Genomic DNA, 22,043 nt, shown 5'->3' on the forward strand with positions numbered 1-22,043 from the left:
TGATTGAAGATTATAAATTTAAACGTGAGAAGTACAATAAAGCCATTTAAATAAATGGGTTAAAGCAAATGAAAGCTTTAACCCATTTTTTATAACAGTTCTATACAAAAGCTATTTATTGTGTTCATAAGCATAAAGCGTATTGCTCATCAACATTGCAACAGTCATTGGCCCAACACCACCAGGTACTGGCGTAATATACGCCGCTTTTTCGGCTGCTTTGTCAAATTCTACATCGCCTACTAATTTTCCATCTACACGGTTAATTCCAACATCAATTACTACCGCACTTTCTTTGATCCAATCGCCAGAAATTAAATTTGGTTTACCTACCGCGACGACAAGTATATCTGCTTGGCGAACGTGGTTTTCTAAATCTTTAGTGAATCTATGTGTTACTGTGACGGTTGCACCTGCTAGTAATAATTCTAAAGACATTGGGCGACCGACAATATTAGATGCGCCTACAATTACTGCGTGCTTGCCGTGTAAATCAATGCCCGTTGTTTCTAATAGTTTCATCACACCATAAGGTGTACAAGCACGTAAAGTTGGAATACGTTGGCATAACCGCCCAACATTATAAGGATGAAAGCCATCTACATCTTTTTTAGGATCGATACGTTCAATAATGGCTTCCGCATTAATTTGTTTTGGTAAGGGGAGTTGCACCAAAATACCGTCAATATTTTTATCTGCGTTAAGTTGGTCAATAATCGCTAATAATTCATTTTGCGTAGTTGTTTCAGGGAGGTCATAAGATTTAGAGAGAATACCGATTTCCTCGCAACTTTTACGTTTATTGCCCACATAAATTTGCGAAGCAGGATCAGCACCAACGAGGATTACAGCAAGTCCCGGAGCGCGTTTTCCTTGTTCAATATAATGGGTTATTTTATCTGCCAAACGAGCTTTAATTTGTTTTGAAAGTTCAGTACCAGAGATGATTTTTGCGGTCATTGAGCTATCCTTAATATGATTATGTGATGAAAAAGAAAGCGTTTGCTATTTTAACGAACAATGATTTTTTTACAATGAAAAAGGGGGATTTTTCCTAAAGTGGAATAATTTTGAACAATCAAGTTGAAAAATCAAAAATTTCATTGACTGAAATAAAAACAAACTTATAATTGACCGCACTTGTCGGCGAGTAGCGCAGTTTGGTAGCGCAACTGGTTTGGGACCAGTGGGTCGTAGGTTCAAATCCTATCTCGCCGACCACTTCTTTCATATTTTCTTGAAATTTTTACAAAAGAAATCCTTTGAATGCGCCCTTAGCTCAGCTGGATAGAGCAACGCCCTTCTAAGGCGTGGGTCAAAGGTTCGAATCCTTTAGGGCGTGCCATTTGTTATTTGTTTAACTAGACTCTGTCTAGTTTTTTCAAATATAAGTCTTTTAGTTTGTTAGATTTTATGTTCATGATCTGCATCATTTGAGTGAAGAAGCTTAAATACACTCTTGATGATGCAGATAAAAACAATATTTTGGTTATTTAAGTATTTTCCAAGCTCTGAAGCCGTAAACGGCAATTACTACAAAACAGATTAATGGTAGGATAAAGGAGAAATTTACTGCTGGAAGTCCCATAACTTCGCCTTGGTCAATAATCATTCCTTGTAGTGGTGGCATTAATGCGCCGCCTACAATAGCCATTACTAAGCCTGCAGCTCCTAATGTCGATTCCTCTTTTAAGCCATAGAGGGCAATACCATAAATGGTAGGGAACATTAAAGACATAAAACCTGAGGTCAAAATTAGGCAGTATAGACCCCATACACCGTCAATAAAGATAACTCCGAGAATACTTAAAAAACCACCAATAGCAAAGAGCATCAGCATAAATTCTGCTTTTAAATATTTCATTAATGCCGTGCTAATAAAGCGACTGCTAATAAAAATAGCCATAGCAATGATGTTAAAGTTTTGCCCCTCAGCTTTAGTGAAACCTAAACGTTCAGCATATTGTACGATAAATGTCCAACACATAATTTGAACACCCACGTAAAAGGCTTGTGCGATCACACCCTCACGATATTTAGCTTTTTTAGCCAGTTTGCTTATTGCGCTTTTAAAGCTAATTTGTCCACTTTCTTCTACTTTTACAGCAGGCATTTTTTTCAATCCAATGATAATAAACATTGTAACTACGACAAAACCAAGTGCTATGTAAGGATCGCGAATTTCAGCTAAATCATGGGTGCGAATCCCCATTTTTTCTGCTTCAGACAGGGTGTGGTAAATCAAATTTCCTGCAGCATCACGTTTGTCAGATTCAAGATTCGTTAGGACTAACTGGGAAGCAACAAACATACCTGTTATTGAACCAAGCGGATTAAATGATTGTGCGAAATTTAAACGACGTGTAGCTGTTTGTGGATCTCCCATTGCAAGAATATAAGGATTGGCAGTGGTTTCCAAAAAAGCAAGCCCAAAGGTTAAAATATAAAGGGAGATTAAAAAGAAATTAAATGTTTCATATTGCGCAGCTGGCCAAAATAAAAATGCACCTATTGCATAAAGAGCAAGCCCCAGAAGAATCCCCGCTTTGTAGCTATAGCGACTTGCAAATAATGCCGCAGGAATAGCCATTGTGCCGTATCCTCCATAAAAAGCTAATTGTACCAATGCCGCTTCTGAGGCTGGAATTTCCATTACTGTTTGAAATACTGCGACCATCGGATTGGTAATGTCGTTGGCAAATCCCCAAAGAGCAAATAAGCTAGTAATAAGCACAAAGGGGACGATGAATTTCTTTTCTAAAACTTTGGCGTTCATAATGTTTTCCTCATGTAAGTGATGGGGTATAACAAGGTTTAGGATTCTTCAATACGTAATCCATAGGTGTGGAATTTACCTAACACTACCTGCATTTGCTCTTTGCTGAGCAGTGGAATTTCTAATCCTGTAGAGAGTAATTTCAAATACCAAGATGCTAATACTTCTACTTCTTGTGCAAGCCATAAAGCTTTATCTAGGTTTTCTCCGCAAGTGATTAAACCATGGTGTGCTAGTAAAATGGCTTTACTTTCTTTGATTCCTGTTGCGACATAACTAGCTAATTCGTGAGTACCAAATGTTGCGTAAGGTACACAAGGAATATGATCTGTGCCGCCTACGGCTACCATATAATGAATTGCAGGAATAGGTTTTTCGAGAATGGATAAGCCTGCACAGTGAATGGAATGATTGTGGACAACGGCATTTGCTTCAGGGCGAGTATGATAAACACTCAAGTGAAATTGCCATTCGCTTGATGGTAATTTATTTTCTTCGTGTTTGCCATTTCCATCAACATAAACAATATTTTCTGTCTTCATTAAGTGATATGGCATACCTGTCGGGGTAATCAGCATTCCATCTTTATAACGAACACTAACGTTTCCCGCTGTGCCTTGATTTAAACCTAATTTTGTCATTTCAAGGCAAGTATCAATGATTTTTTGTGATAATTCTGCTCTGTTCATTTTGTAGTACCTCTATTGTTTATAAAATGGGAGTAACCCCTTTTTTAATGATAATGTTGCCATATTTTGCGATCTCACCACTGACAACAACAGCATAAGCCTGTTTAGCACGGGTATAAAAATCGAAGCGTTCTAGACAGGTTAAATTTGGTGTGAAACCGACCGCACTTTCAATCGCATTTAAGTAACGAGTTTCAACATTCGGATCTAAAGAATCTCCCTCAACTGCTTTCATCATAAACAGAGGGGCATCAACATAAGCGTCAAATTCGAATAAGGGAGTTATTGCTTCAAGTAAAATATCTATAGATATACCATCAGCACGTATTACATTTTTATGTAGTGAATGTGCGGGAAAATGGGCGTCAGCTAGAACTATCTCATCGCCATGCCCCATTTCGGCGAGGGTTTTTAGTAATTCAGGAGAAAGAGCTGGGTGAATACCTTTTAGCATTTTGTTGTTCCTTCTAGTTTGGGTAAATTCGTTTTCTTGTTGGTTGCATCGCTTGCTGTGCCGCGTTTACATTTTCGTAAATGCCTACGCCTGCAAAGGTAAACATTGCGGCACCAAGTACAGTACTTTCAGAAATGTCCACAACATCAATCGGTAAATTTAAGGTGTTTGCACGGATTTGATTCCACAATACATTTTTTGAACCACCCCCAACACAAATTAAGCTTTTAGCTTGGAACTGACTGACTTGATGTAGCACGGATAAACCGTTTTTGAGTTTATTTGCCATATGTTGTAATGCGCTGACATAAATTTCTCCACGAGTAGCAAACATGGAAAGTCCGCTGATATTACCTTGTCCTAGTTGGCTAAAAATACCTTCAAAATTGACCGCTCTTTTTCCCGCATTAAAAGCTTTTTCTCCCTCTTTGATCATTGTGGTGTAATAGTGATCGCTGCCATAAACATCGGAAAATAATAATTTACCTAACCATTCTATGACGCCAGAACCCACCCATTGTACCGCTGGATTAAAGCAATTGGATTGTGCATCAAATTCAGTGGTTAAGCCTTGAGAAACAAACTCAAATCTAGGTTCTGCGTGCTGGGTTCTAGCCATTAAGATTTCCCAGGTGCCAGAACTTAACACAGGCTGATTCAGCCCTGCACCAGACCCAAACACAGCAAATTGAGTATCATGTCCACAAGAAATGACAGGTACGGGATTTAATCCCCATTTCTGGGCTAACGGTGTACGTAATTTTCCAACTTTTTCACCTGCATAACGCATAGGAGGGAAATGGTTATTACTTAAACCCAGCGATGCTAAAATCAATGGATCCCAATTACCGCTAGTAAGGTTTGTCATCATTGATGTTCCCGCCATTGTGTGATCTGTAGTGAATTGACCAGTTAAGCGTTGAGTGAGCATTGACGAAATAAAAACGAATTTAGCCATTTTTTGGAAAACATCTGGCCTGTGTGTTTTTAACCAATGTAATTTAAATAAAGTATTAAAACTGTATTGACCAATGCCGTTACGTTGATAAAGATATTTGATATCTAATTGATTAGATAGATTTTCCATTACTGGTATGGTTCGTGGGCATTTCCATGAAATAATCGGATAAAGTTGTTGATCATTTTCATCAAAAGGTGCGCCATCCACGCCGAAAGTGGTAACAGATATTCCTACAATATCTTTTAAATCAATACCTTGTTGCATTAATTGATTGAAGGTTTGAGTTGCACAAGAGGTTAATTTTTGCCAGATTTCTTCAATATCCCAAATATGATAATCAGATGATTCGATTCCTTGTTTTGTATTATTAGCAAGGTGATGAGAGGCAAGAATTTGTCCTTTTTCATTTATCGCAATGGTGCGTAAATTTGTTGCACCACAGTCAAAAATCAATGCGATAGCCATAAAAACTCTCCTCAGCGCGGTCAAAAATCATTATGTTTTTGACCGCACTTTTTTATAAAAACAAATTAGGGGTTATTTATAAAGCGGACCAAAGTTTTGGCAGGCACGATAATCTTGCCCTTCCTTGTCTTGACCAAATCCATTCCAAGCACTAGGGCGGAAAATATTTTTCTCTGATACATTATGCATACAGACTGGAATGCGTAACATTGAAGCAAGAGTGATTAGATCAGCCCCCACATGACCGTGAGTCGCTACACAGTGATTTGCTCCCCAATTTGCCATGACTGAATACACATCAGTAAATGCACCTTTTCCAGTTAAACGTGGAACAAACCATGTTGTTGGCCAAGTTTCATTAGTACGTTGATTTAATTTATTATGTACATCTTGAGGTAAGTCGATTGACCAGCCTTCCGCAATTTGTAAAACGGGACCTAAACCTTTAATAAGATTAATACGGTGCATTGTAAACGGTATGCCACCTTTGGTTAGGAATTGAGAAGATAAACCGCCCCCTCGAAAATATTCGTGAACAGCAGGGCACCAACGTGTGTTTTCTAAGCAGCGTTTTGCTTCTTCTTCGGTAACATCCCATGCTGGTTTTAAAGTTGGATTGCCTTGAGCATCTTGATGTTCTCCCGTTCCATCAAGTGCAGCTGAACCTGAATTGATTAAATGAATGAATCCACTTTCAGGTCGCCATCCAGTAACACGCTCAACCGAATCTTGGCTCCAATAAGTACGCACATCTGCGAAAATTTGAGCTTTGCCAGTTAATTGATGCCCAAATAACATTCCTATTGCATTTAAACTATCATTTTCCGTGGCAAGAATATAAGGTGGACGCACGCCATTCCAGTCATAAGTTGAATTGAGCATTGCCTCCATAAAATCGCCGTTTGGCAAATGATCAGTCCAATGACGCTGCCCTTGAAAACCTGCGGCAATGGCATTATGACCTAAGGCTTCTTCTGCATAATTTAATGTTGCTAATTTTGGATTTCCTACCATCAAATCACGAGTGATAATGGTCATTTTCACAACATTTTCCCAAAGTTCTGCACGCTCTTCCGCATTGCGTTGATTCTCTAGGCTATTTACATCAACCCCTTCTTTGCAATATTGTTTAACCCAACTCAAGGCTAAATCAACTTCTTCTTGATCATAAATTTTGCGGTCTAAACGGCGTTTAATTTCCATCATATCCACATATTCATTACGCATACCTAAATATTCTTGGAAGAAAGCTTGATTTACAATAGAACCTGCAATTCCCATGGAAACTGACCCAATAGATAAATAGGATTTTCCTCGAATACTTGCAACAGCAAGCCCAGCACGAGCAAAACGCAATAATTTTTCTTTTACATCTTCAGGAATGTTTGTGTCATCGGCTTCTTGAACTTCTGTGCCGTAAATGGAAAAGGCTGGTAGTCCTAATTGAGAATGACCAGCAAGGGCGGCAGCCAAGTAAACCGCACCTGGGCGTTCCGTACCGTTAAATCCCCAAATTGCTTTAGGCATGTGAGGATCCATATCAATGGTTTCTGAGCCATAACACCAACAAGGGGTAACGGTAATGGTTAATCCAACGTTTTCGCGTTTAAATTTATCCGCACAGGCGGCTGCTTCGGCTACACCGCCGATAGTGCTATCTGCAACTACACATTCAACGAAAGTACCATCTGTATGACGAATATGTGTTTGTAATAATTGAGCAACAGATTGAGCCATACGTATTGTTTGGGTTTCAAGAGATTCTCGAACCCCCATTCGACGACCATCAATAGTTGGACGAATACCGATTTTTATACGATTTGATTGAGTAGCAAGAGCCATAGTTACACTCCTTTGTTTGTGCTTAAGTAAGAATGATGAAATCACTGCAGAACAAATGGTGTTTTCATTGAATTAGAGTGTGAAAGAAAAATGATAAGGAAAACAGTAAGAAATGAAATTTTGTTGCAAAACTGCGAAGCAGATCACAAAAATTGACTATATTTAAGGAAATGTATATGACCGATTCTTTCAATTTTTAGTAATTTTCGGTCAAAATGGTCATCTATTTTTATAAAACGGTCATTATATCGTGTTGCTCACAATATTTTTGTAAGTTATCGGGAAGTGACCGATCAGAAAAAATGGTATTAATTTTGCTTAAATCGGCAAGTTGAATCAAACTTGTTTTTTCAAATTTAGAAGAATCAATTAACAAATAAGCACGTTCTGAAGCTTCCATCATTTTTCGTTTTAAAGAGGCATTCAGCTCGTTTGATTCCCAGATATTACCGTTTTTATCAATTCCTGAACAAGAAAACACTGAAAAATTAATATGTAATCGTTGTAATAAGTACTCAGATAAGGGACCGTAAAATGCTTCATATTTTGCTGAATAAACTCCGCCAGTAACAATAGTTTTAACATTGGATTTATTAACTAGGGCATTAATGTTAAACATTGAATTGGTTACTACTGTACAAGGAATATCGGGCATTAAATAAGCAAAATACCAACTTGTTGAGCTTGCATCTAAACCTATAACGGCATTTTCATATAGCAAATCCAAGGCTTTTTGGGCAATATGTCGTTTAGCTGTTGCATTAATATGTTTTCGAGTTTGGAAAAATGAACCTAAATCTTTGGTTTTATTACTCACTGCTCCTCCGTGGGTTCGGTGCAATAAGCCTTTGTTCGCTAATTTGTTCAAATCGCGACGAATGGTTTCCACCGAAATATCACAATGCTGTGCAAGTTCTATTACACTGGCTTTTCCTTGTTGATTTACCCATTGTAAAATTAATTCATCACGATAATTCATCTCTTTTCCCTATACGGTGGATTTAGTCGAGATTCTAGTTTACGCTTGAGTATATTGAAAATCCAAGGATAAATTATATAGGCTAATGTTGGATTGGTATTTGTTTCTAAAAGTGCGGTTTATTTTTAAAAGGTTTTTTCTAATTTTATAACAATTTCACTTTGCTTATAACGATATAACATTTTTGCATTACTTTGATGTATTGTGTGAGTGAGATTAATGCTTGGCGTAATATCATAAAATGAAAATTTAGGTAAGGATATCGTAAAAAGATATTTTTGTTCACGATCTCTTCTAGTTTTTCCTAATAATGCATTATAAGCTGCATAATTCGTATTTCTAAAAATAGCTTGCGCAGTGAGCTCAATTCCTATTTGAAAATATTTATTAATACCGAATCTTATTCCTTTTCTATTATATTGATCAATCTTTGATTCTGTTGAATATTTTCGTAAATAATCAATTCCACCAAATAATATCCAATTATTCGGTAGATTGTAAACCACTGTAGGATATAATGACAAAATTTTTCCATTATGATGGGACAACGTTTTATCTTGATATTTTTCCCATTTATATTCAGTTTGTAATGAGAAATAAAAATCAGAATTTATAGTTTTTGAATAAATTAAATTAATCCCTTTTCTTTCGCTATACCAATCACGATAAGCATATGTCTTTTCAAAAACAGGATAGAGATCGAATTGGTTAGATTGATCTTTAAAACGATAACCAAGTCCTAATGAAATATTATGTTCCGTAAATTCTGATTTTTTAGGATACAATTCACCATAAAAATATCCTTTAAATATGAACCCATTATGTTCTTTAAGTGCATGATATTTACTTAAACCCAATTCATAACTTAATCCATAACCTTTTTGTATTTTAGGGCGAGTTCTCGTTAATTCTAATTTACCCAAATAAGGGTTATCAACAATCTCTTTGGTTGTTTCATTCCCGGATTGATTTAAATTAGAATTATAAATCCCACCTAAAGAGAAAGATCCATGCCAAGATTGACGAAGAGCAATTTGAGACAAAAACTGTTTGACTCGATTCATGACATTCGGCTGTTGTGGTAAAGATATTTGTTGAAATAATGTTTGAGACTGATTATTTTGCCAATTAAAAAAATAAAGTTTAGCTAAATCTAATTTTCCGCGTGTGAAATCGGGTTCTTGTTGAACAAGTTGCTCGTAAAGTTGAATGGCTTTTTTGGTATTTCCTTGATTAAATGCAATATTCGCTTCTGCAAATAAAATCATTCCTTGTTCTGCTTCTGGATGCTGTTGATAGAGAGTTAATAGTCGTTGAATATCACCAAGTTGTTTATGATTTATAGCAAGAAAAAGTGCGGTAATAACTTCTTCTAAACTCCCGCCAACCATTATTTCTTGATTATTAATAGTGATTTTATTTAGAAAACTATCTTGTTGAATAAATTGCTGATCTTGATTCTGCTGTTTAAATTGAAATTGTGGTGAAGAATGAAATTCTTTATCTGGATATTCAGCAAAGGCAAAACAAGGAATTATTAAACAAAAAAAAGGGAGCTTACACATAGAACATCCTGTTGAAAAAGGCTTGCTTTCGCAAGCCTTTTGTTTATTAAACTTAATTTTTAGTACCGCCAAAGGCTGTGTTGTATTCAGGTTTTGAAGCAAAGGTTGCCATACCAGCTAAGCCTTCTGCTTTCGCACCATAGAAACGACCTTCTGATTTACCAGTGATACCTTCTGCTGTAGCTTTACCCTCAAAAGTTGCATTTGTTTTATCAATTTTACTCTCAATAGAAAGAGATAAATTAGGTTTGCTTAAATAACCACTAATACTAGCTCTTTCAAAATCAACATCAAATTCACCAGTCATCAATGACTTATCAAAATTATCGTATTGATTAATACCTTTAACAGAATAAACAGCTTGTCCACTAGGTAAAGTAGTTGTTGGATTGGATCCTACATAATAAACACTAACATTTTTTTCTTCAGTATTTCCTCCTGCTACATTTTCCCATTCGCCGTAGTAGGTATCCATATTACCAACTTGTTTAAAGGACAATCTTCCTAACCCAGTATGATCTGGCATAATTAAAGTCAATTTAGGCATTTTGTATAATTTTGCCACAACTACGCCATTGGAATCTTTTTTAGCAACGCCAGTAATACGCGAAATCCATTTGTCTGCACGCTCAGCCATTAAAGCCATTGATTGACCTTTGTTATTTGCTGTTTTACTTAATGCTTTTTCAGTTTTGGGACTATAATCTGGTAAGTTTCTATCATGAACTTCAATACCCGCTTTTCCATCTTTTAAACCTGCTTTAACGATAATATATTTAGTTTGCGTTGTATCTGTTGATACGCCACCGACAACTTGTGCTTGTGTAAAACCAACAACACCACAAGCCATTACTGCTACTGCAATTTTACTTAGTTTTTTCATAATAATTTCCTTATTATAGAAGGTTTATAAAATCAAAACATTAATCGTCTTGAGCCAAAATCATCATATCACAAAAACAAATATGATAATTATTTTCATTTAAAATTTTGCGGTGAAACCTAATTTGATCGTTCTTCCTGGTGCTGGCAGGCTTGAGCGTGTGAGTGGATCAAGATAATAACGATCAGTAATATTTGTTCCCACCAATTCTAATTGAAGATTTTCATTTACCTTATAGGAAGCATAAGCATCAACCACTAATACTGGATTCCAGCGGTTGGTTTCAGTGCTTCCTAAGAAGCCCGCATCTCTTAATGATTTTGCACGGCTGTCTTTTACTTGAGAATGATAAAGCCAGCGAGTACCTAATTCTAAGCGCTCATCTAAAGCACGGATGCCAAGGTTAGCCGTGATGGAATATTTTGGTGCTATCGTATGTTTTAAATAGCCTTCAGCATTGCCACCATTTACACATTCTGGAAGATTTCTTGGTTTTTTTGCATTTCCATCATAATCCCAAATACCTCGATCAAGTATTGCTGAATTTTTATCGCAGAATTTATTTTTAAGGTTATAAACGATACCTAAATCAGCAAAGAAATTACCTTGATCATATCGAGTTTGAAACTCTAAGCCAGATAACATTCGTTTATCAAACTGTTTCATTTCATAATTCACATCACGATCAAATATATTTTTCGTTAAATTATGGAAATAATTTAGACGAATATCAGCACGTCGTGCATTGGGTAATAAACCTCGTAAATCTTGCACATAACCGATCTCAATATTTTTGCTATGTTCAGGTTTTCGCTCATAGAATGGATGAAGTTCAGTAATGGAATAACCAATAGTATCTTCAAAAATACTTGGCATACGTTTTGTTTCTGTATATCTCGCATAAATACGAATATTGTCAGTAACAAGTACAGTTGCCCCAAAAGCTGGAGCCCAAGCGTGGGCTGTTCGTTTTGCTTTTTTCATTTTTTCCCATTGTTCTTCCGTTGGGTTGCGTTTTTCTAATTGGGAAAAATTGGCACTAATATACTGAATTGTTTTTTCAGTTTGGTTAGTTGCTGGATTAAATTGTTCTTCATTTAATTTTTCATTCGTGAAAATGGTATTAATAGGAGAATTATCTAAATTAAAGTTTCCATATTGATCTCTTTCCCAATAAATTGTTTTTTCCTCTCCACTTAATCCGTTTCTTTTTTCTAACATTTTAGCTATGTGAGAGTCTTCATCTGTAGGTTTAGATAAGTTGCTTTCTATTAATTTTTCATTAACATATTCCCTTCTATGTGTACTCCATATTTTTCTATCATTAAACCACTCTCTTGGTGTATTATAGTTACTTATTTTGGGTTCTGGATTATTTTTTGAGAATTCATTTTCGAACTCTGCTTCTTTAATACCAAAGTTCTTATAGTTATTATATTTTTTTATCATGTCTTCAGTAATATTTGGCAGCTCTCTATAAGTAAAGGAAATAGCCGCTGGATACCACACCTCTTCCCTTTGCTTATCCTGAATTTGCTTTCTCAACCCATCATCACGTGATTTATAGTGCGTATATTTTGCGCCAGCATCTAAAACCAACCAATCTACAGGGCTATATTGGAAATTAAAGCCTACATTTAATTCTTTACGTTTTCCGTGACGTTCGCCACTCATATGGTAATCCCAGCCTGGACAATAAATATTACTGTCTGGTTTACCGCCACCAACCCAACCACCACATACCTCGTTTGCAAGTGGAGTATTTTTGGTAAATTCATTTTCAGAATTTAGATTCTCCCATTTGTAATTACTCATTACATCAAAATTTAATTTTGGAGTAACTTCAAAACGGTTGCTAACATAAACCCCATAATGATTATCTTTCGACCATTGTGCTTGCGCTTCTTTGGTATCAAAAACACCCTTAATATTTGGTGTCTTGTTATTAGATGCTGCGTATTCTTTCCATTTCTGACGTATTTGCTTTATATATTCTTCTTTTTCAATTAAATATTGCTCGTATCCTTCTTCTCCCGGTTGTTTAATTTCAGGTGCAACAAGATCAGTTCCTACCGAATTAAATCCCATATCATCAAAAATAATATCGGAAGGGCTTCCACCTGAAGTATTGGTTTTCGCATGATTAAATACTGCATAGGCTCCAAGGCGCAAATTCACCCATTTATTATTTTCAGGGTTATATTCAAAATCTGTATTGATAGCCATTTGTTTTACATGGGCGAGTGGCCATTGCAATACTGTGCCTTGTTGATAACTGGTTTGCCATAAACGAGAAGGCATTATCTCACCATAATGCATATCGCTATGGCGCAAACCAAATTTCCATTTTGTATGATCATTAAATTTAATTGTGGCTTTGCCTAAATAGGACTCGGATTCAAAAGACGTATTTGGGACTTCTTTTTTCGGATGATAGACAATCGCTATCCAGGGAATATAAGGATCATCACTTCGATAATAATTAGGATCAAAATCATGAGCTTGTGCGTATTCATCTAAAGTTTTTCCCTCACCATAATTATGACCACCCTTTCCACCAGAAAAATAATTGCCTTTGTTACGATACGCATAAGCAAATAATCCTTCAAAATGTTCATCTTTTGTCGCTATAGCTAGCCGATAGGCATTATCATTAAAAAATTTATTGCGTCCTTTGGCTCGCGCAGGATAACGATCAGATGTTCTAAAATAAGCTGAAAATGCGCCTAATCCCATATCTTCAGGATGATCGAGTTTTCGGAAGTCTTGACCAATAGGAATAGGATAACCACGTTGCTTAATAGAATTATTAGCTGTTTCAGCTTTAAATTCGATACCAAATTTTTCACCTTTTTTAATAATGTCATCGGGTTCTAATGTGGTAAGACGGATTGTGCCTGCTGCGCCACTATCTAAAGTGCGGTTTAAATTTGGACCTTTTTCAACAGTAACACCGCTAATTAAAAATGGATCAAGATAGTTACGGTTGCTCACACCCGCAAAACCACGCCAAACAGTGATCGCTTGTTCCGTGCCATCGACTAAAACGGGAATTCGACCTTGCCCCTGTACACCACGAATATTTGGATCCAATGCACCGCTATTACGTGCATCACCGCTATATACGCCCGTTGTGCCTGTCAATAAATCCGCTACAGAATGACCTTTGTAAGTTTCAATTTCTTTCTTGCTTTTATATTCGGTTACTTGGTTTTCTGAAAACATTTTATCTTTACCTGCTTCGGCTTTACTTTCAGAAGTACCCAAAACAGAGATCGTATCAAGCTGATTTATTTGTGGGGAAGCATAGATAGTTTGATGAATGAGCAAGGTGAGGGGACAGAGCATAAAGGAAAATTTATGTTTCATCTTTCAAATCTCCATGTTAATAATAATTATTATAATTATTATTAACATGGAGATCCTATTTTTTTCGTATCATCAAAGAAAAATTATTTATTTTGTGATCGATGTAACAAAATTTTTCACTAAAAAATTTTTGACTTAAATCACAAGTGCGGTCATTTTTTGTGAGTTTCTTTTCGAGAGTATGCAAGCTACAATACGCCCCAAAATTTTATCAATGTAAATCAGAAAGAGAATTATTATGCCCTTTGCTATTGGTCAGCGTTGGTTGAGTGAAAGTGAGAATGCTTTAGGATTAGGTATTATTACCGAATTAGATCAACGAACTGTTACTATTTATTTCCCCGCAGCAGATGAAACGAGGATATATGCTGCTGCACAAGCGCCTTTAAGTCGAATTGTGTTTAGCAAAGGCGAAACATTATCCCATCAAGCTGGCTGGCAAGGCGAGATTTTAGACGTTCAAAATATGAACGGTTTGTTGTTTTATTTAGTTAAAACCCCACTAGATGAAGATGTCATTGTGCAAGAACGTGATATTTCGCCGATTATTTCTTTTAGCCAAGCGAAAGATCGTTTGTTTTCAGCGCAAATTGATCGCAGCAGTCATTTTGCATTGCGTTATCGCACGCTTTGTCATCAGCAAGCACAATTTAAATCGCCATTGCGTGGTTTACGCGGAACGCGTGCGGGTTTAATTCCTCATCAGCTTCATATTGCAGCTGAAGTCGGTAATCGAGTTAATCCTCGCGTGTTATTGGCTGATGAGGTTGGTTTAGGGAAAACTATTGAAGCAGGAATGATTTTGCAGAATCAACTTTTTGCTGAGAAAGTGCAACGTGTTTTTGTTATTGTGCCAGAAACGTTGCAACATCAATGGCTGGTGGAAATGCTTCGTCGTTTTAATTTGCATTTTTCACTTTTTGATGAAGAACGTTGCAATGATTTTGATCTTGATGCTGTTAATCCATTCACGACTGAAAGCTTAATTATTTGTTCTCTAAATTGGTTAGAAACGCATCCAAACCGAGTAGAGCAGGCACTTGATGCTCAATTTGATTGCTTAATTGTGGATGAGGCGCATCATCTGGTATGGTCAGAAACCTCGCCAAGTGCAGCTTATTTATTAGTTGAACAGCTTGCTCGTATCATTCCCTCTGTATTATTACTTACGGCAACTCCAGAGCAACTCGGGCAAGAAAGTCATTTTGCTCGTTTGCGTTTACTGGATCCAGAACGTTTCTTTGATTATCAAACTTTTGTGAAAGAGCAGGAACGCTACCAACCTGTGGTTAATGCTATTGAATCTTTGCTGGCAAATAAGGCATTAAGTGCGGTAGAAAAAAATCATATTTCTGATTTGTTGCTTGAACAAGATGTTGAGCCACTTTTTAAAGCGATTGCATCAAATAATGATGAAGAACAGCATCGTGCCCGTCAGGAATTGATTCAAGCCTTAATTGATCGTCACGGCACGGGGCGTATGTTATTTCGCAATACACGTCAAGGCGTGAAAGGTTTTCCCCACCGTGTTTACCACCAAATTACTCTCTCTGAAGAGAATGATAAAATTGATTGGCTGATTGATTTCCTTAAACTACATCGCGATGAAAAAATTTTTGTGATTTGCCAGACGGCGGCAACGGCGATTCAGTTAGAACAAATTTTACGTGAACGTGAGGCGATTCGAGCAGCGGTGTTCCACGAAAAAATGTCGATTATCGAACGGGATAGAGCTGCCGCTTATTTTGCGGATTTAGAAAACGGTGCGCAGGTTTTGCTGAGCTCGAGTATTGGCTCGGAAGGGCGTAATTTCCAATTTGCGGCAAATTTAGTGTTATTTGATTTACCGACAAATCCTGATTTATTGGAACAATGTATTGGGAGATTAGATCGTATTGGACAAAAACGTGATGTGCAAATTTATGTGCCTTGTGTGAAAGATTCGCCTCAAATTCGTTTAACGCGTTGGTACAATGAGGGGCTGAATGCTTTTGAACAAACCTGCCCAATGGGAATGGCATTATTTGTGCAGTTTGCAGATAAATTGGAAAAAGTGCGGTCAAATTCTACCGCACTTTCAGAGAATGAATTTTCTGAATTATTAAAACAAACTAAAACCGCGCGGGAAAAACTCAAGATTGAGTTAGAAAAAGGTCGCGATCGTTTATTAGAGCTAAATTCTCATGGCGGTGAGCAAGCACAAGCGTTAGCGGATCAAATTGCTGATGAAGATAATTCGCCTGAGCTTGTGAATTTTGCTTTAAAATTATTTGATATTATTGGCGTAGAGCAAGAAGATCTTGGTGCAAATAGTATTGTGATTAGCCCAACAGGGACAATGCTTGTGCCTGATTTTCCGGGTTTAAAAGAAGAAGGTGTGACGGTTACCTTTGATCGAGAACTTGCCCTTGCTCGCGAAGAAATGGAATTCTTGACTTGGGATCATCCAATGATTCGTCAAGGTATTGATCTTGTTGCTTCGGGGGATATTGGCAAAGCCGCAATGGCATTGCTTGTAAATAAACAACTGCCAGCTGGAACCTTATTAATTGAATTGATTTATGTAGTGGAAAGTCAATCGCCAAAAGGATTACAGCTCAATCGTTTCTTGCCGCCAATGCCTATTCGTCTGCTGCTTGATAACAAAGGAAATAACATTGGTGAGCAGGTTGCCTTTGAAACATTGCATAGCAAATTGAAACCACTTGGTAAAAATATTGCCAATCAAATGGTAAAAATGGCGCGGGGTAATATTGAAGCCTTGATTACACGAGGCGATCAACTGGTAAAATCTTTAGCTGAACCGATTATTACCGAAGCTAAAAATCAGGCAGATCAACAATTAAGCGCAGAAATTAATCGTTTGCAGGCTTTGCGAGCGGTAAATCAAAATATTCGCCAAAGCGAAATTGATATTTTGGAACAACAACGAACACAATCGCTGGATGAGCTTTCTAAAGCAAATTGGCGTTTGGATTGCTTGCGTATCATTGTGACGAACAAGGAATAAAAATGGCATTGATTGAATACAAGCCGCCCCTTGAACCTTATTTGGATATTATTTATCAAGATAATCATTTGTGCGTAGTGAACAAACCTAGCGGTTTGCTTTCTGTGCCGGGTAATCAACCACAATATTACGATAGTGCAATGAGCCGAGTGAAAGAAAAATTCGGCTTTTGCGAGCCAGCTCATCGTTTGGATATGGCAACGAGCGGTATTATTGTGTTTGCTTTAAGTAAGGCTGCTGATCGTGAATTAAAACGTCAATTTCGCGAACGTGAACCGAAAAAATATTATCAAGCGATTGTTTGGGGGCATTTGGAGAAAGATTATGGCGAGGTAAATTTGCCGATGATTTGTGATTGGGAAAATCGACCTCGCCAACGTTTAGACTTTATTTTAGGGAAAAGAGCGGTCACAAAATTTGAAGTTTTAGCACGTTTGCCCAATAACAGTACTCGTGTGAAACTGACGCCCGTGACAGGCAGATCTCATCAATTACGCTTGCACATGTTAGCTTTGGGGCATCCAATTTTAGGTGATAAATTTTATTCACATCCTCAGGCTAAAGCTATGTCGCCAAGATTATGCTTGCACGCAGAAGAATTGACGATTACCCACCCCATTACAGGGGAAACAATGACTTTTAATGCGAAGTCAGATTTTTAAATTTCCGTAGAAGCACGAGATCACGAATGAAAAACTTTTTAGCTCAACAAGGAAAAATCACGCTAATTCTCACCGCACTTTGTGCGCTTATTTATCTTGCTCAACAGCTGGGTTTTGAAGACGATATTATGTATTTGATGCACTACCCCGCTTACGAAGAGCAAGATAGCGAAGTGTGGCGTTATATTTCACATACATTGGTACATTTATCTAATTTGCATATTTTGTTTAATCTGTCTTGGTTTTTTATTTTTGGTGGAATGATTGAGCGCACTTTTGGTTCAGTCAAATTATTGATGTTGTATGTTGTAGCATCTGTCATAACAGGATATGTGCAAAATTATGTGTCTGGCCCCGCTTTCTTTGGGCTTTCTGGTGTTGTGTATGCGGTTCTAGGGTATGTATTTATATGCGATAAATTGAATCATCATTTATTTGATCTGCCAGAAGGTTTTTTCACAATGTTATTGGTGGGGATCGCATTAGGTTTTATTAGCCCCTTATTTGGTGTTGAAATGGGAAATGCTGCGCATATTTCAGGCTTGATTGTCGGCTTGATTTGGGGATTTATTGATAGCAAATTACGTAAAAATTCGCTAGAGTAAGCCTGTTTTATTTGGATTAAAGGATTTGCTATGAAACAATCGTTACGCCATCAAAAAATTATTAAACTGGTGGAGCAATCTGGCTATTTAAGTACAGAAGAACTGGTTACTGCCTTAGATGTTAGCCCTCAAACGATTCGCCGTGATTTGAATATTTTGGCGGAGTTAGATTTAATTCGTCGCCATCACGGTGGTGCAGCATCGCCATCTTCTGCAGAAAATTCTGATTACGTGGATCGTAAGCAATTCTTTTCATTACAAAAAAATAATATTGCGCAGGAAGTCGCAAAGTTGATTCCTAACGGCGCATCTTTGTTTATTGATATTGGTACCACGCCTGAGGCTGTCGCCAATGCATTGCTTGGTCACAAAAAACTCCGAATTGTGACGAACAATCTGAATGCCGCTCATCTTTTACGCCAAAATGAAAGTTTTGATATTGTTATGGCGGGCGGATCATTGCGAATGGATGGTGGAATTATCGGCGAAGCTACGGTGAATTTTATTTCTCAATTTCGCCTAGATTTCGGGATTTTAGGGATTAGCGCGATCGATGCTGATGGTTCATTATTGGATTATGATTACCATGAAGTACAAGTAAAGCGAGCGATTATTGAAAGTTCACGTCAGACTTTATTAGTGACCGATCGCTCTAAATTTACGCGCCAAGCAATTGTTCGATTGGGCGAATTAAGTGATGTGGAATATTTGTTTACGGATGATGTTCCCGAAGGAATTGCTAATTATCTGAAAGCTCAGAAAACAAAATTGGTGTTATGTAATGGTAAAGTGCGGTAAAAATATCTTTGATTTTCTTATTAATTTGTCGATAAAAGAAGCTATTACTCTTAATTTTTGATTTAATTGAAATTTATCTAAAAGTAATCTAAATATTCTCTCTCTGAATTATTGTCTTTTCTATAATTAAACATTTCCAAGCGTAAAAGTATTTTATTTTTTTATCAATTAAAGAAATTTCATATTTCTGTATTATCTAATTAGTTTTAGCTATCAATATTCTTTAAAACATTCTGAGCTTAGATAAGAAAATCCCTTGCAGAGCAAGGGATTTAGTAATGAATTAAAGTGCGGTAGAAATTACCAACCTTTTACAACACCATCTTTAAAGTGTTTTTGAGCTTCTTGGTAAACTTCTTCTGTTTGGTAAGATTTTACGAAATCTTGAACAGCTTTGCTGTCTTTGTTATCGGTACGAGAAACGATAATGTTCACATATGGAGAATCTTTATCTTCTACAAATACACCGTTATCTTGTGCATTTAAGCCCACTTGACCCGCATAAGTGTTGTTTACTACAGCTAAATCAACATCGTCTAATGCACGTGCCGCAACAGAAGTATCTACTTCAGTGATGTTTAATTTTTTCGGATTTTCAACAATATCTAATACAGTTGAAAGAAGGTTATTTGCATCTTTTAATTTGATTAAACCTTGTTTTTCAAGAAGAATTAATGCACGACCACGGTTTGTTGGATCGTTAGGAACAACAACTTTAGCACCGTCTTGTAATTCATTCACATTTTTGATTTTTTTAGAATAACCCGCTAATGGATAAACGAAAGTATTACCCACGATGACTAAGTTATTTAAATTTTTCGCTTTTGCATCTTCATCTAAATAAGGTTTATGTTGCATTGCGTTTGCATCTAAATCACCTTTAGATACAGCTTCATTTGGTAATGCGTAGTCATTAAATTCAACGAATTGAACGTCTAAACCATATTTTTCTTTAGCGACTTTTGCTGCAATTTCTGCAACTTGGTGCTCAGGGCCAGACATCACGCCTACTTTGATTTTAAGCGGTGCTGCTGCAGCTTCAGGTTTTTTGTCTTCTTTACAGCCTGTTAAAACGAGAGCTGATGCGATTGCAGTGATTGCAAAAAGTTGTTTTAATTTCATAGGATTTCCTTCCTGTTTAAGTTAAGGGTTGTATTTTATTAACGATGATCCACTTTTTTAGCCAGTGTATCGCCGAGTTTTTGGCTAATCATAACGAATAGCACAATAATAATGGTTGCCACCCAAGTGACATAAGGCATATTGCGATATACGCCGTAGTTGATAGCGAGGCTACCTAAGCCACCGCCGCCTTGCGTCCCCGCCATTGCAGAGTAACCAACTAAAGTGACTAGCGTAAGCGTGATACCATTAATGAGTGTCGGTAGTGCTTCTGGCAAATAGAATTTACGTATAATTTGCCATTTAGTAGCGCCCATTGCTTGAGCAGCTTCGGTTAAACCATTTGGAATTTCCATTAATGCATTAGCAGTTAAGCGAGCCACGAATGGCATTGCACAAATACTTAATGGAATAATTGCTGCTGTTGTACCTAATACGGTTCCCACGATGAAACGTGTTACAGGTAATAAGATTAAGAGCAAAATAATAAATGGTATGGAACGCCCAATATTAATAATCGTGTTTAATACAAAATGGGTGCGGTTATTTTGTAAGATTTCATTTTTTCCAGTTAAGAAAGTCCATACACCCACAGGCACGCCAACTAGTACGGCAAGTAGGGTTGATGCAAAACTAATATAAACAGTTTCATAAGTTGCGGTTGCGACAACACCCCACATTTGAGGTGTTAATTGCTGGCTGAATGTTGCCAAGAAATCATTGAACATAACCAAGCACCTCCACGCGCACGTTGTTTTCCATTAAATAAACTTTGGTTTGTGTAATAGCATCTTCATCGCCTGCTACTTCAGCAATGGTATAACCAAATTTCACGCCCCCAGCATAATCAATTTGCGAGGTTAAAATACTGAGCTCCACGCCAAATTTTTTTGATGCCTGAGAAAGTAACGGCGCATCGACTGAGCGACCCGTAAACTCAAATTTGATAATTGGATACGCTTTGCTATGTTTCGGCGTATCAGTAAGATTTTCCAGATATTCATCAGGTAGACTGATGTGGAAGGTCGAACGAATAAACTCTTGTGCTAATTCTGTTTTAGGGTTTGCAAAAATTTCACCGACAGTACCTTGTTCAACGAGGCGACCTTGATCAATGACAGCAACTTGATCACAAATCTGTTTAACAACTTCCATTTCATGGGTAATCAACAAAATTGTAATACCTAAAGTGCGGTTAATTTCTTTTAATAATTTCAGAATAGATTGCGTCGTTGCAGGATCTAATGCGCTAGTGGCTTCATCACATAATAAGACTTTAGGATCGCTGGCTAAGGCGCGAGCAATAGCTACACGTTGTTTTTGCCCACCCGAAAGATTGCTTGGGTAAGCATCTCGTTTTTCACTTAAACCAACAAGTGCTAAAAGTGCGGTAATTTTTTCTTGGATTTTTGCTTTTGGCATACTTTCCAATTCTAAGGGTAATGCCACGTTTTCAAATACGGTGCGAGAACTTAGTAAATTGAAATGCTGAAAAATCATTCCAATTTGACGACGAGCGCGTACTAATTCTCGATCAGAAAGTTCTGTTAATTCTACGCCATCAACAATAACAGAACCGCTTGTTGGTTTTTCTAATAAGTTCACACAGCGAATTAATGTACTTTTTCCTGCACCAGATGCACCAATTACGCCACAGATTTGACCTTTTTCGATATTCAACGAAACATTATCAAGCACAGTCAATTTTTTGTTCGGTAGCTCAAAAATTTTCGTAATATTATTTAGCTTAATCATATAAGCCCTTTTATTTATTGTTTTTAAATCTGTTTTGGTATTCTAGATGTCTAGATTGCTATGTCAATATGTCAGATTATCTTTTTTAGACAGATTAGTTATGACTTA

Annotated in this window: 17 protein-coding genes and 2 tRNA genes; 6 read left to right on the forward strand and 13 right to left on the reverse strand. The window is 37.0% G+C overall.

Annotated features, from left to right (window positions below):
- Positions 1-111 precede the first annotated feature (111 nt).
- Complete coding sequence (gene folD, locus ACPT9C_RS04215) at positions 112-960, reverse strand: bifunctional methylenetetrahydrofolate dehydrogenase/methenyltetrahydrofolate cyclohydrolase FolD (protein WP_042600580.1); 849 nt, start codon at positions 958-960, stop codon at positions 112-114.
- Between the two features lie 184 nt (positions 961-1,144).
- Here folD and ACPT9C_RS04220 point away from each other — a divergent pair.
- Both ACPT9C_RS04220 and ACPT9C_RS04225 read left to right on the forward strand, forming a co-directional pair.
- Positions 1,145-1,221 (forward strand) — tRNA-Pro (locus ACPT9C_RS04220).
- Between the two features lie 47 nt (positions 1,222-1,268).
- Positions 1,269-1,345, forward strand: a tRNA-Arg gene (locus ACPT9C_RS04225).
- 144 nt (positions 1,346-1,489) lie between these two features.
- Here the strand turns inward: ACPT9C_RS04225 and fucP are convergent.
- From fucP to ACPT9C_RS04270, 9 genes are all read right to left on the reverse strand, one after another.
- Complete coding sequence (fucP, locus tag ACPT9C_RS04230) at positions 1,490-2,776, reverse strand: L-fucose:H+ symporter permease (RefSeq protein ID WP_050847092.1); 1,287 nt, start codon at positions 2,774-2,776, stop codon at positions 1,490-1,492.
- 38 nt (positions 2,777-2,814) lie between these two features.
- Positions 2,815-3,465, reverse strand: coding sequence for an L-fuculose-phosphate aldolase (fucA, locus tag ACPT9C_RS04235; protein WP_118879954.1), 651 nt, complete (start codon positions 3,463-3,465; stop codon positions 2,815-2,817).
- A 19-nt stretch (positions 3,466-3,484) separates the two neighbouring features.
- Positions 3,485-3,919: an L-fucose mutarotase gene (gene fucU / locus ACPT9C_RS04240; RefSeq protein ID WP_013526317.1), complete on the reverse strand. Its 435-nt coding sequence runs from the start codon at positions 3,917-3,919 to the stop codon at positions 3,485-3,487.
- Between the two features lie 13 nt (positions 3,920-3,932).
- Positions 3,933-5,345 (reverse strand): L-fuculokinase, encoded by a 1,413-nt coding sequence (fucK, locus tag ACPT9C_RS04245; protein WP_006995377.1) that lies wholly within the window; start codon positions 5,343-5,345, stop codon positions 3,933-3,935.
- 72 nt (positions 5,346-5,417) lie between these two features.
- The gene (gene fucI, locus ACPT9C_RS04250) at positions 5,418-7,187 is read right to left on the reverse strand and encodes an L-fucose isomerase (RefSeq protein WP_040034231.1); all 1,770 of its coding nucleotides are present in this window, start codon (positions 7,185-7,187) and stop codon (positions 5,418-5,420) included.
- 229 nt (positions 7,188-7,416) lie between these two features.
- Positions 7,417-8,166: a DeoR/GlpR family DNA-binding transcription regulator gene (locus tag ACPT9C_RS04255; protein WP_005661551.1), complete on the reverse strand. Its 750-nt coding sequence runs from the start codon at positions 8,164-8,166 to the stop codon at positions 7,417-7,419.
- 125 nt (positions 8,167-8,291) lie between these two features.
- Positions 8,292-9,731, reverse strand: a complete 1,440-nt coding sequence (locus tag ACPT9C_RS04260; protein WP_105882804.1) for a porin family protein — start codon at positions 9,729-9,731, stop codon at positions 8,292-8,294.
- Positions 9,732-9,783: 52 nt separating this feature from the next.
- Positions 9,784-10,614 (reverse strand): Slam-dependent surface lipoprotein, encoded by an 831-nt coding sequence (locus ACPT9C_RS04265; RefSeq protein WP_105882803.1) that lies wholly within the window; start codon positions 10,612-10,614, stop codon positions 9,784-9,786.
- Between the two features lie 99 nt (positions 10,615-10,713).
- A complete protein-coding gene (locus ACPT9C_RS04270) occupies positions 10,714-13,983 on the reverse strand; it encodes a TonB-dependent receptor domain-containing protein (RefSeq protein ID WP_118795198.1) in 3,270 nt (1,089 codons plus the stop codon).
- Between the two features lie 238 nt (positions 13,984-14,221).
- Here ACPT9C_RS04270 and rapA point away from each other — a divergent pair, with 238 nt between their 5' ends.
- The 4 genes from rapA to ACPT9C_RS04290 are packed head-to-tail and all read left to right on the forward strand — an operon-like array spanning position 14,222 to position 19,058.
- On the forward strand, positions 14,222-16,993 hold the full coding sequence (gene rapA / locus ACPT9C_RS04275) for an RNA polymerase-associated protein RapA (RefSeq protein WP_423717106.1): 2,772 nt from the start codon (positions 14,222-14,224) through the stop codon (positions 16,991-16,993).
- Between the two features lie 2 nt (positions 16,994-16,995).
- Complete coding sequence (gene rluA, locus ACPT9C_RS04280; RefSeq protein ID WP_423717105.1) at positions 16,996-17,655, forward strand: bifunctional tRNA pseudouridine(32) synthase/23S rRNA pseudouridine(746) synthase RluA; 660 nt, start codon at positions 16,996-16,998, stop codon at positions 17,653-17,655.
- Positions 17,656-17,681: 26 nt separating this feature from the next.
- Positions 17,682-18,260, forward strand: a complete 579-nt coding sequence (locus ACPT9C_RS04285; protein WP_423717104.1) for a rhomboid family intramembrane serine protease — start codon at positions 17,682-17,684, stop codon at positions 18,258-18,260.
- Between the two features lie 30 nt (positions 18,261-18,290).
- On the forward strand, positions 18,291-19,058 hold the full coding sequence (locus tag ACPT9C_RS04290; protein ID WP_050848924.1) for a DeoR/GlpR family transcriptional regulator: 768 nt from the start codon (positions 18,291-18,293) through the stop codon (positions 19,056-19,058).
- 300 nt (positions 19,059-19,358) lie between these two features.
- Here ACPT9C_RS04290 and ACPT9C_RS04295 read toward each other — a convergent pair whose 3' ends face one another.
- From ACPT9C_RS04295 to metN, 3 genes are read right to left on the reverse strand one after another with little or no spacing between them, the layout of a single operon-like run.
- Positions 19,359-20,180: a MetQ/NlpA family lipoprotein gene (locus ACPT9C_RS04295; protein WP_015701771.1), complete on the reverse strand. Its 822-nt coding sequence runs from the start codon at positions 20,178-20,180 to the stop codon at positions 19,359-19,361.
- Between the two features lie 38 nt (positions 20,181-20,218).
- Positions 20,219-20,908: a methionine ABC transporter permease gene (locus ACPT9C_RS04300; protein WP_015701772.1), complete on the reverse strand. Its 690-nt coding sequence runs from the start codon at positions 20,906-20,908 to the stop codon at positions 20,219-20,221.
- Positions 20,898-21,935: a methionine ABC transporter ATP-binding protein MetN gene (gene metN, locus ACPT9C_RS04305; protein WP_423717103.1), complete on the reverse strand. Its 1,038-nt coding sequence runs from the start codon at positions 21,933-21,935 to the stop codon at positions 20,898-20,900. The genes ACPT9C_RS04300 and metN overlap by 11 nt, the downstream gene beginning before the upstream one ends.
- Between the last annotated feature and the right edge of the window lie 108 nt (positions 21,936-22,043).

It is taken from the genome of Haemophilus sp. HN_Hi16 (assembly GCF_049823435.1).
Lineage (GTDB): Bacteria > Pseudomonadota > Gammaproteobacteria > Enterobacterales > Pasteurellaceae > Haemophilus > Haemophilus influenzae_D.

Coding starts and splice junctions, on each gene's coding strand:
- ACPT9C_RS04255 (WP_005661551.1), bottom strand. CDS start 8,166: ATGAATTATCGTGATGAATTAATTTTACAATGGGTAAATCAACAAGGA.
- rluA (WP_423717105.1), top strand. CDS start 16,996: ATGGCATTGATTGAATACAAGCCGCCCCTTGAACCTTATTTGGATATT.
- fucI (WP_040034231.1), bottom strand. CDS start 7,187: ATGGCTCTTGCTACTCAATCAAATCGTATAAAAATCGGTATTCGTCCA.
- ACPT9C_RS04300 (WP_015701772.1), bottom strand. CDS start 20,908: ATGTTCAATGATTTCTTGGCAACATTCAGCCAGCAATTAACACCTCAA.
- ACPT9C_RS04260 (WP_105882804.1), bottom strand. CDS start 9,731: ATGTGTAAGCTCCCTTTTTTTTGTTTAATAATTCCTTGTTTTGCCTTT.
- fucU (WP_013526317.1), bottom strand. CDS start 3,919: ATGCTAAAAGGTATTCACCCAGCTCTTTCTCCTGAATTACTAAAAACC.
- fucK (WP_006995377.1), bottom strand. CDS start 5,345: ATGGCTATCGCATTGATTTTTGACTGTGGTGCAACAAATTTACGCACC.
- metN (WP_423717103.1), bottom strand. CDS start 21,935: ATGATTAAGCTAAATAATATTACGAAAATTTTTGAGCTACCGAACAAA.
- ACPT9C_RS04265 (WP_105882803.1), bottom strand. CDS start 10,614: ATGAAAAAACTAAGTAAAATTGCAGTAGCAGTAATGGCTTGTGGTGTT.
- rapA (WP_423717106.1), top strand. CDS start 14,222: ATGCCCTTTGCTATTGGTCAGCGTTGGTTGAGTGAAAGTGAGAATGCT.
- ACPT9C_RS04290 (WP_050848924.1), top strand. CDS start 18,291: ATGAAACAATCGTTACGCCATCAAAAAATTATTAAACTGGTGGAGCAA.
- ACPT9C_RS04295 (WP_015701771.1), bottom strand. CDS start 20,180: ATGAAATTAAAACAACTTTTTGCAATCACTGCAATCGCATCAGCTCTC.
- ACPT9C_RS04285 (WP_423717104.1), top strand. CDS start 17,682: ATGAAAAACTTTTTAGCTCAACAAGGAAAAATCACGCTAATTCTCACC.
- ACPT9C_RS04270 (WP_118795198.1), bottom strand. CDS start 13,983: ATGAAACATAAATTTTCCTTTATGCTCTGTCCCCTCACCTTGCTCATT.
- fucP (WP_050847092.1), bottom strand. CDS start 2,776: ATGAACGCCAAAGTTTTAGAAAAGAAATTCATCGTCCCCTTTGTGCTT.
- folD (WP_042600580.1), bottom strand. CDS start 960: ATGACCGCAAAAATCATCTCTGGTACTGAACTTTCAAAACAAATTAAA.
- fucA (WP_118879954.1), bottom strand. CDS start 3,465: ATGAACAGAGCAGAATTATCACAAAAAATCATTGATACTTGCCTTGAA.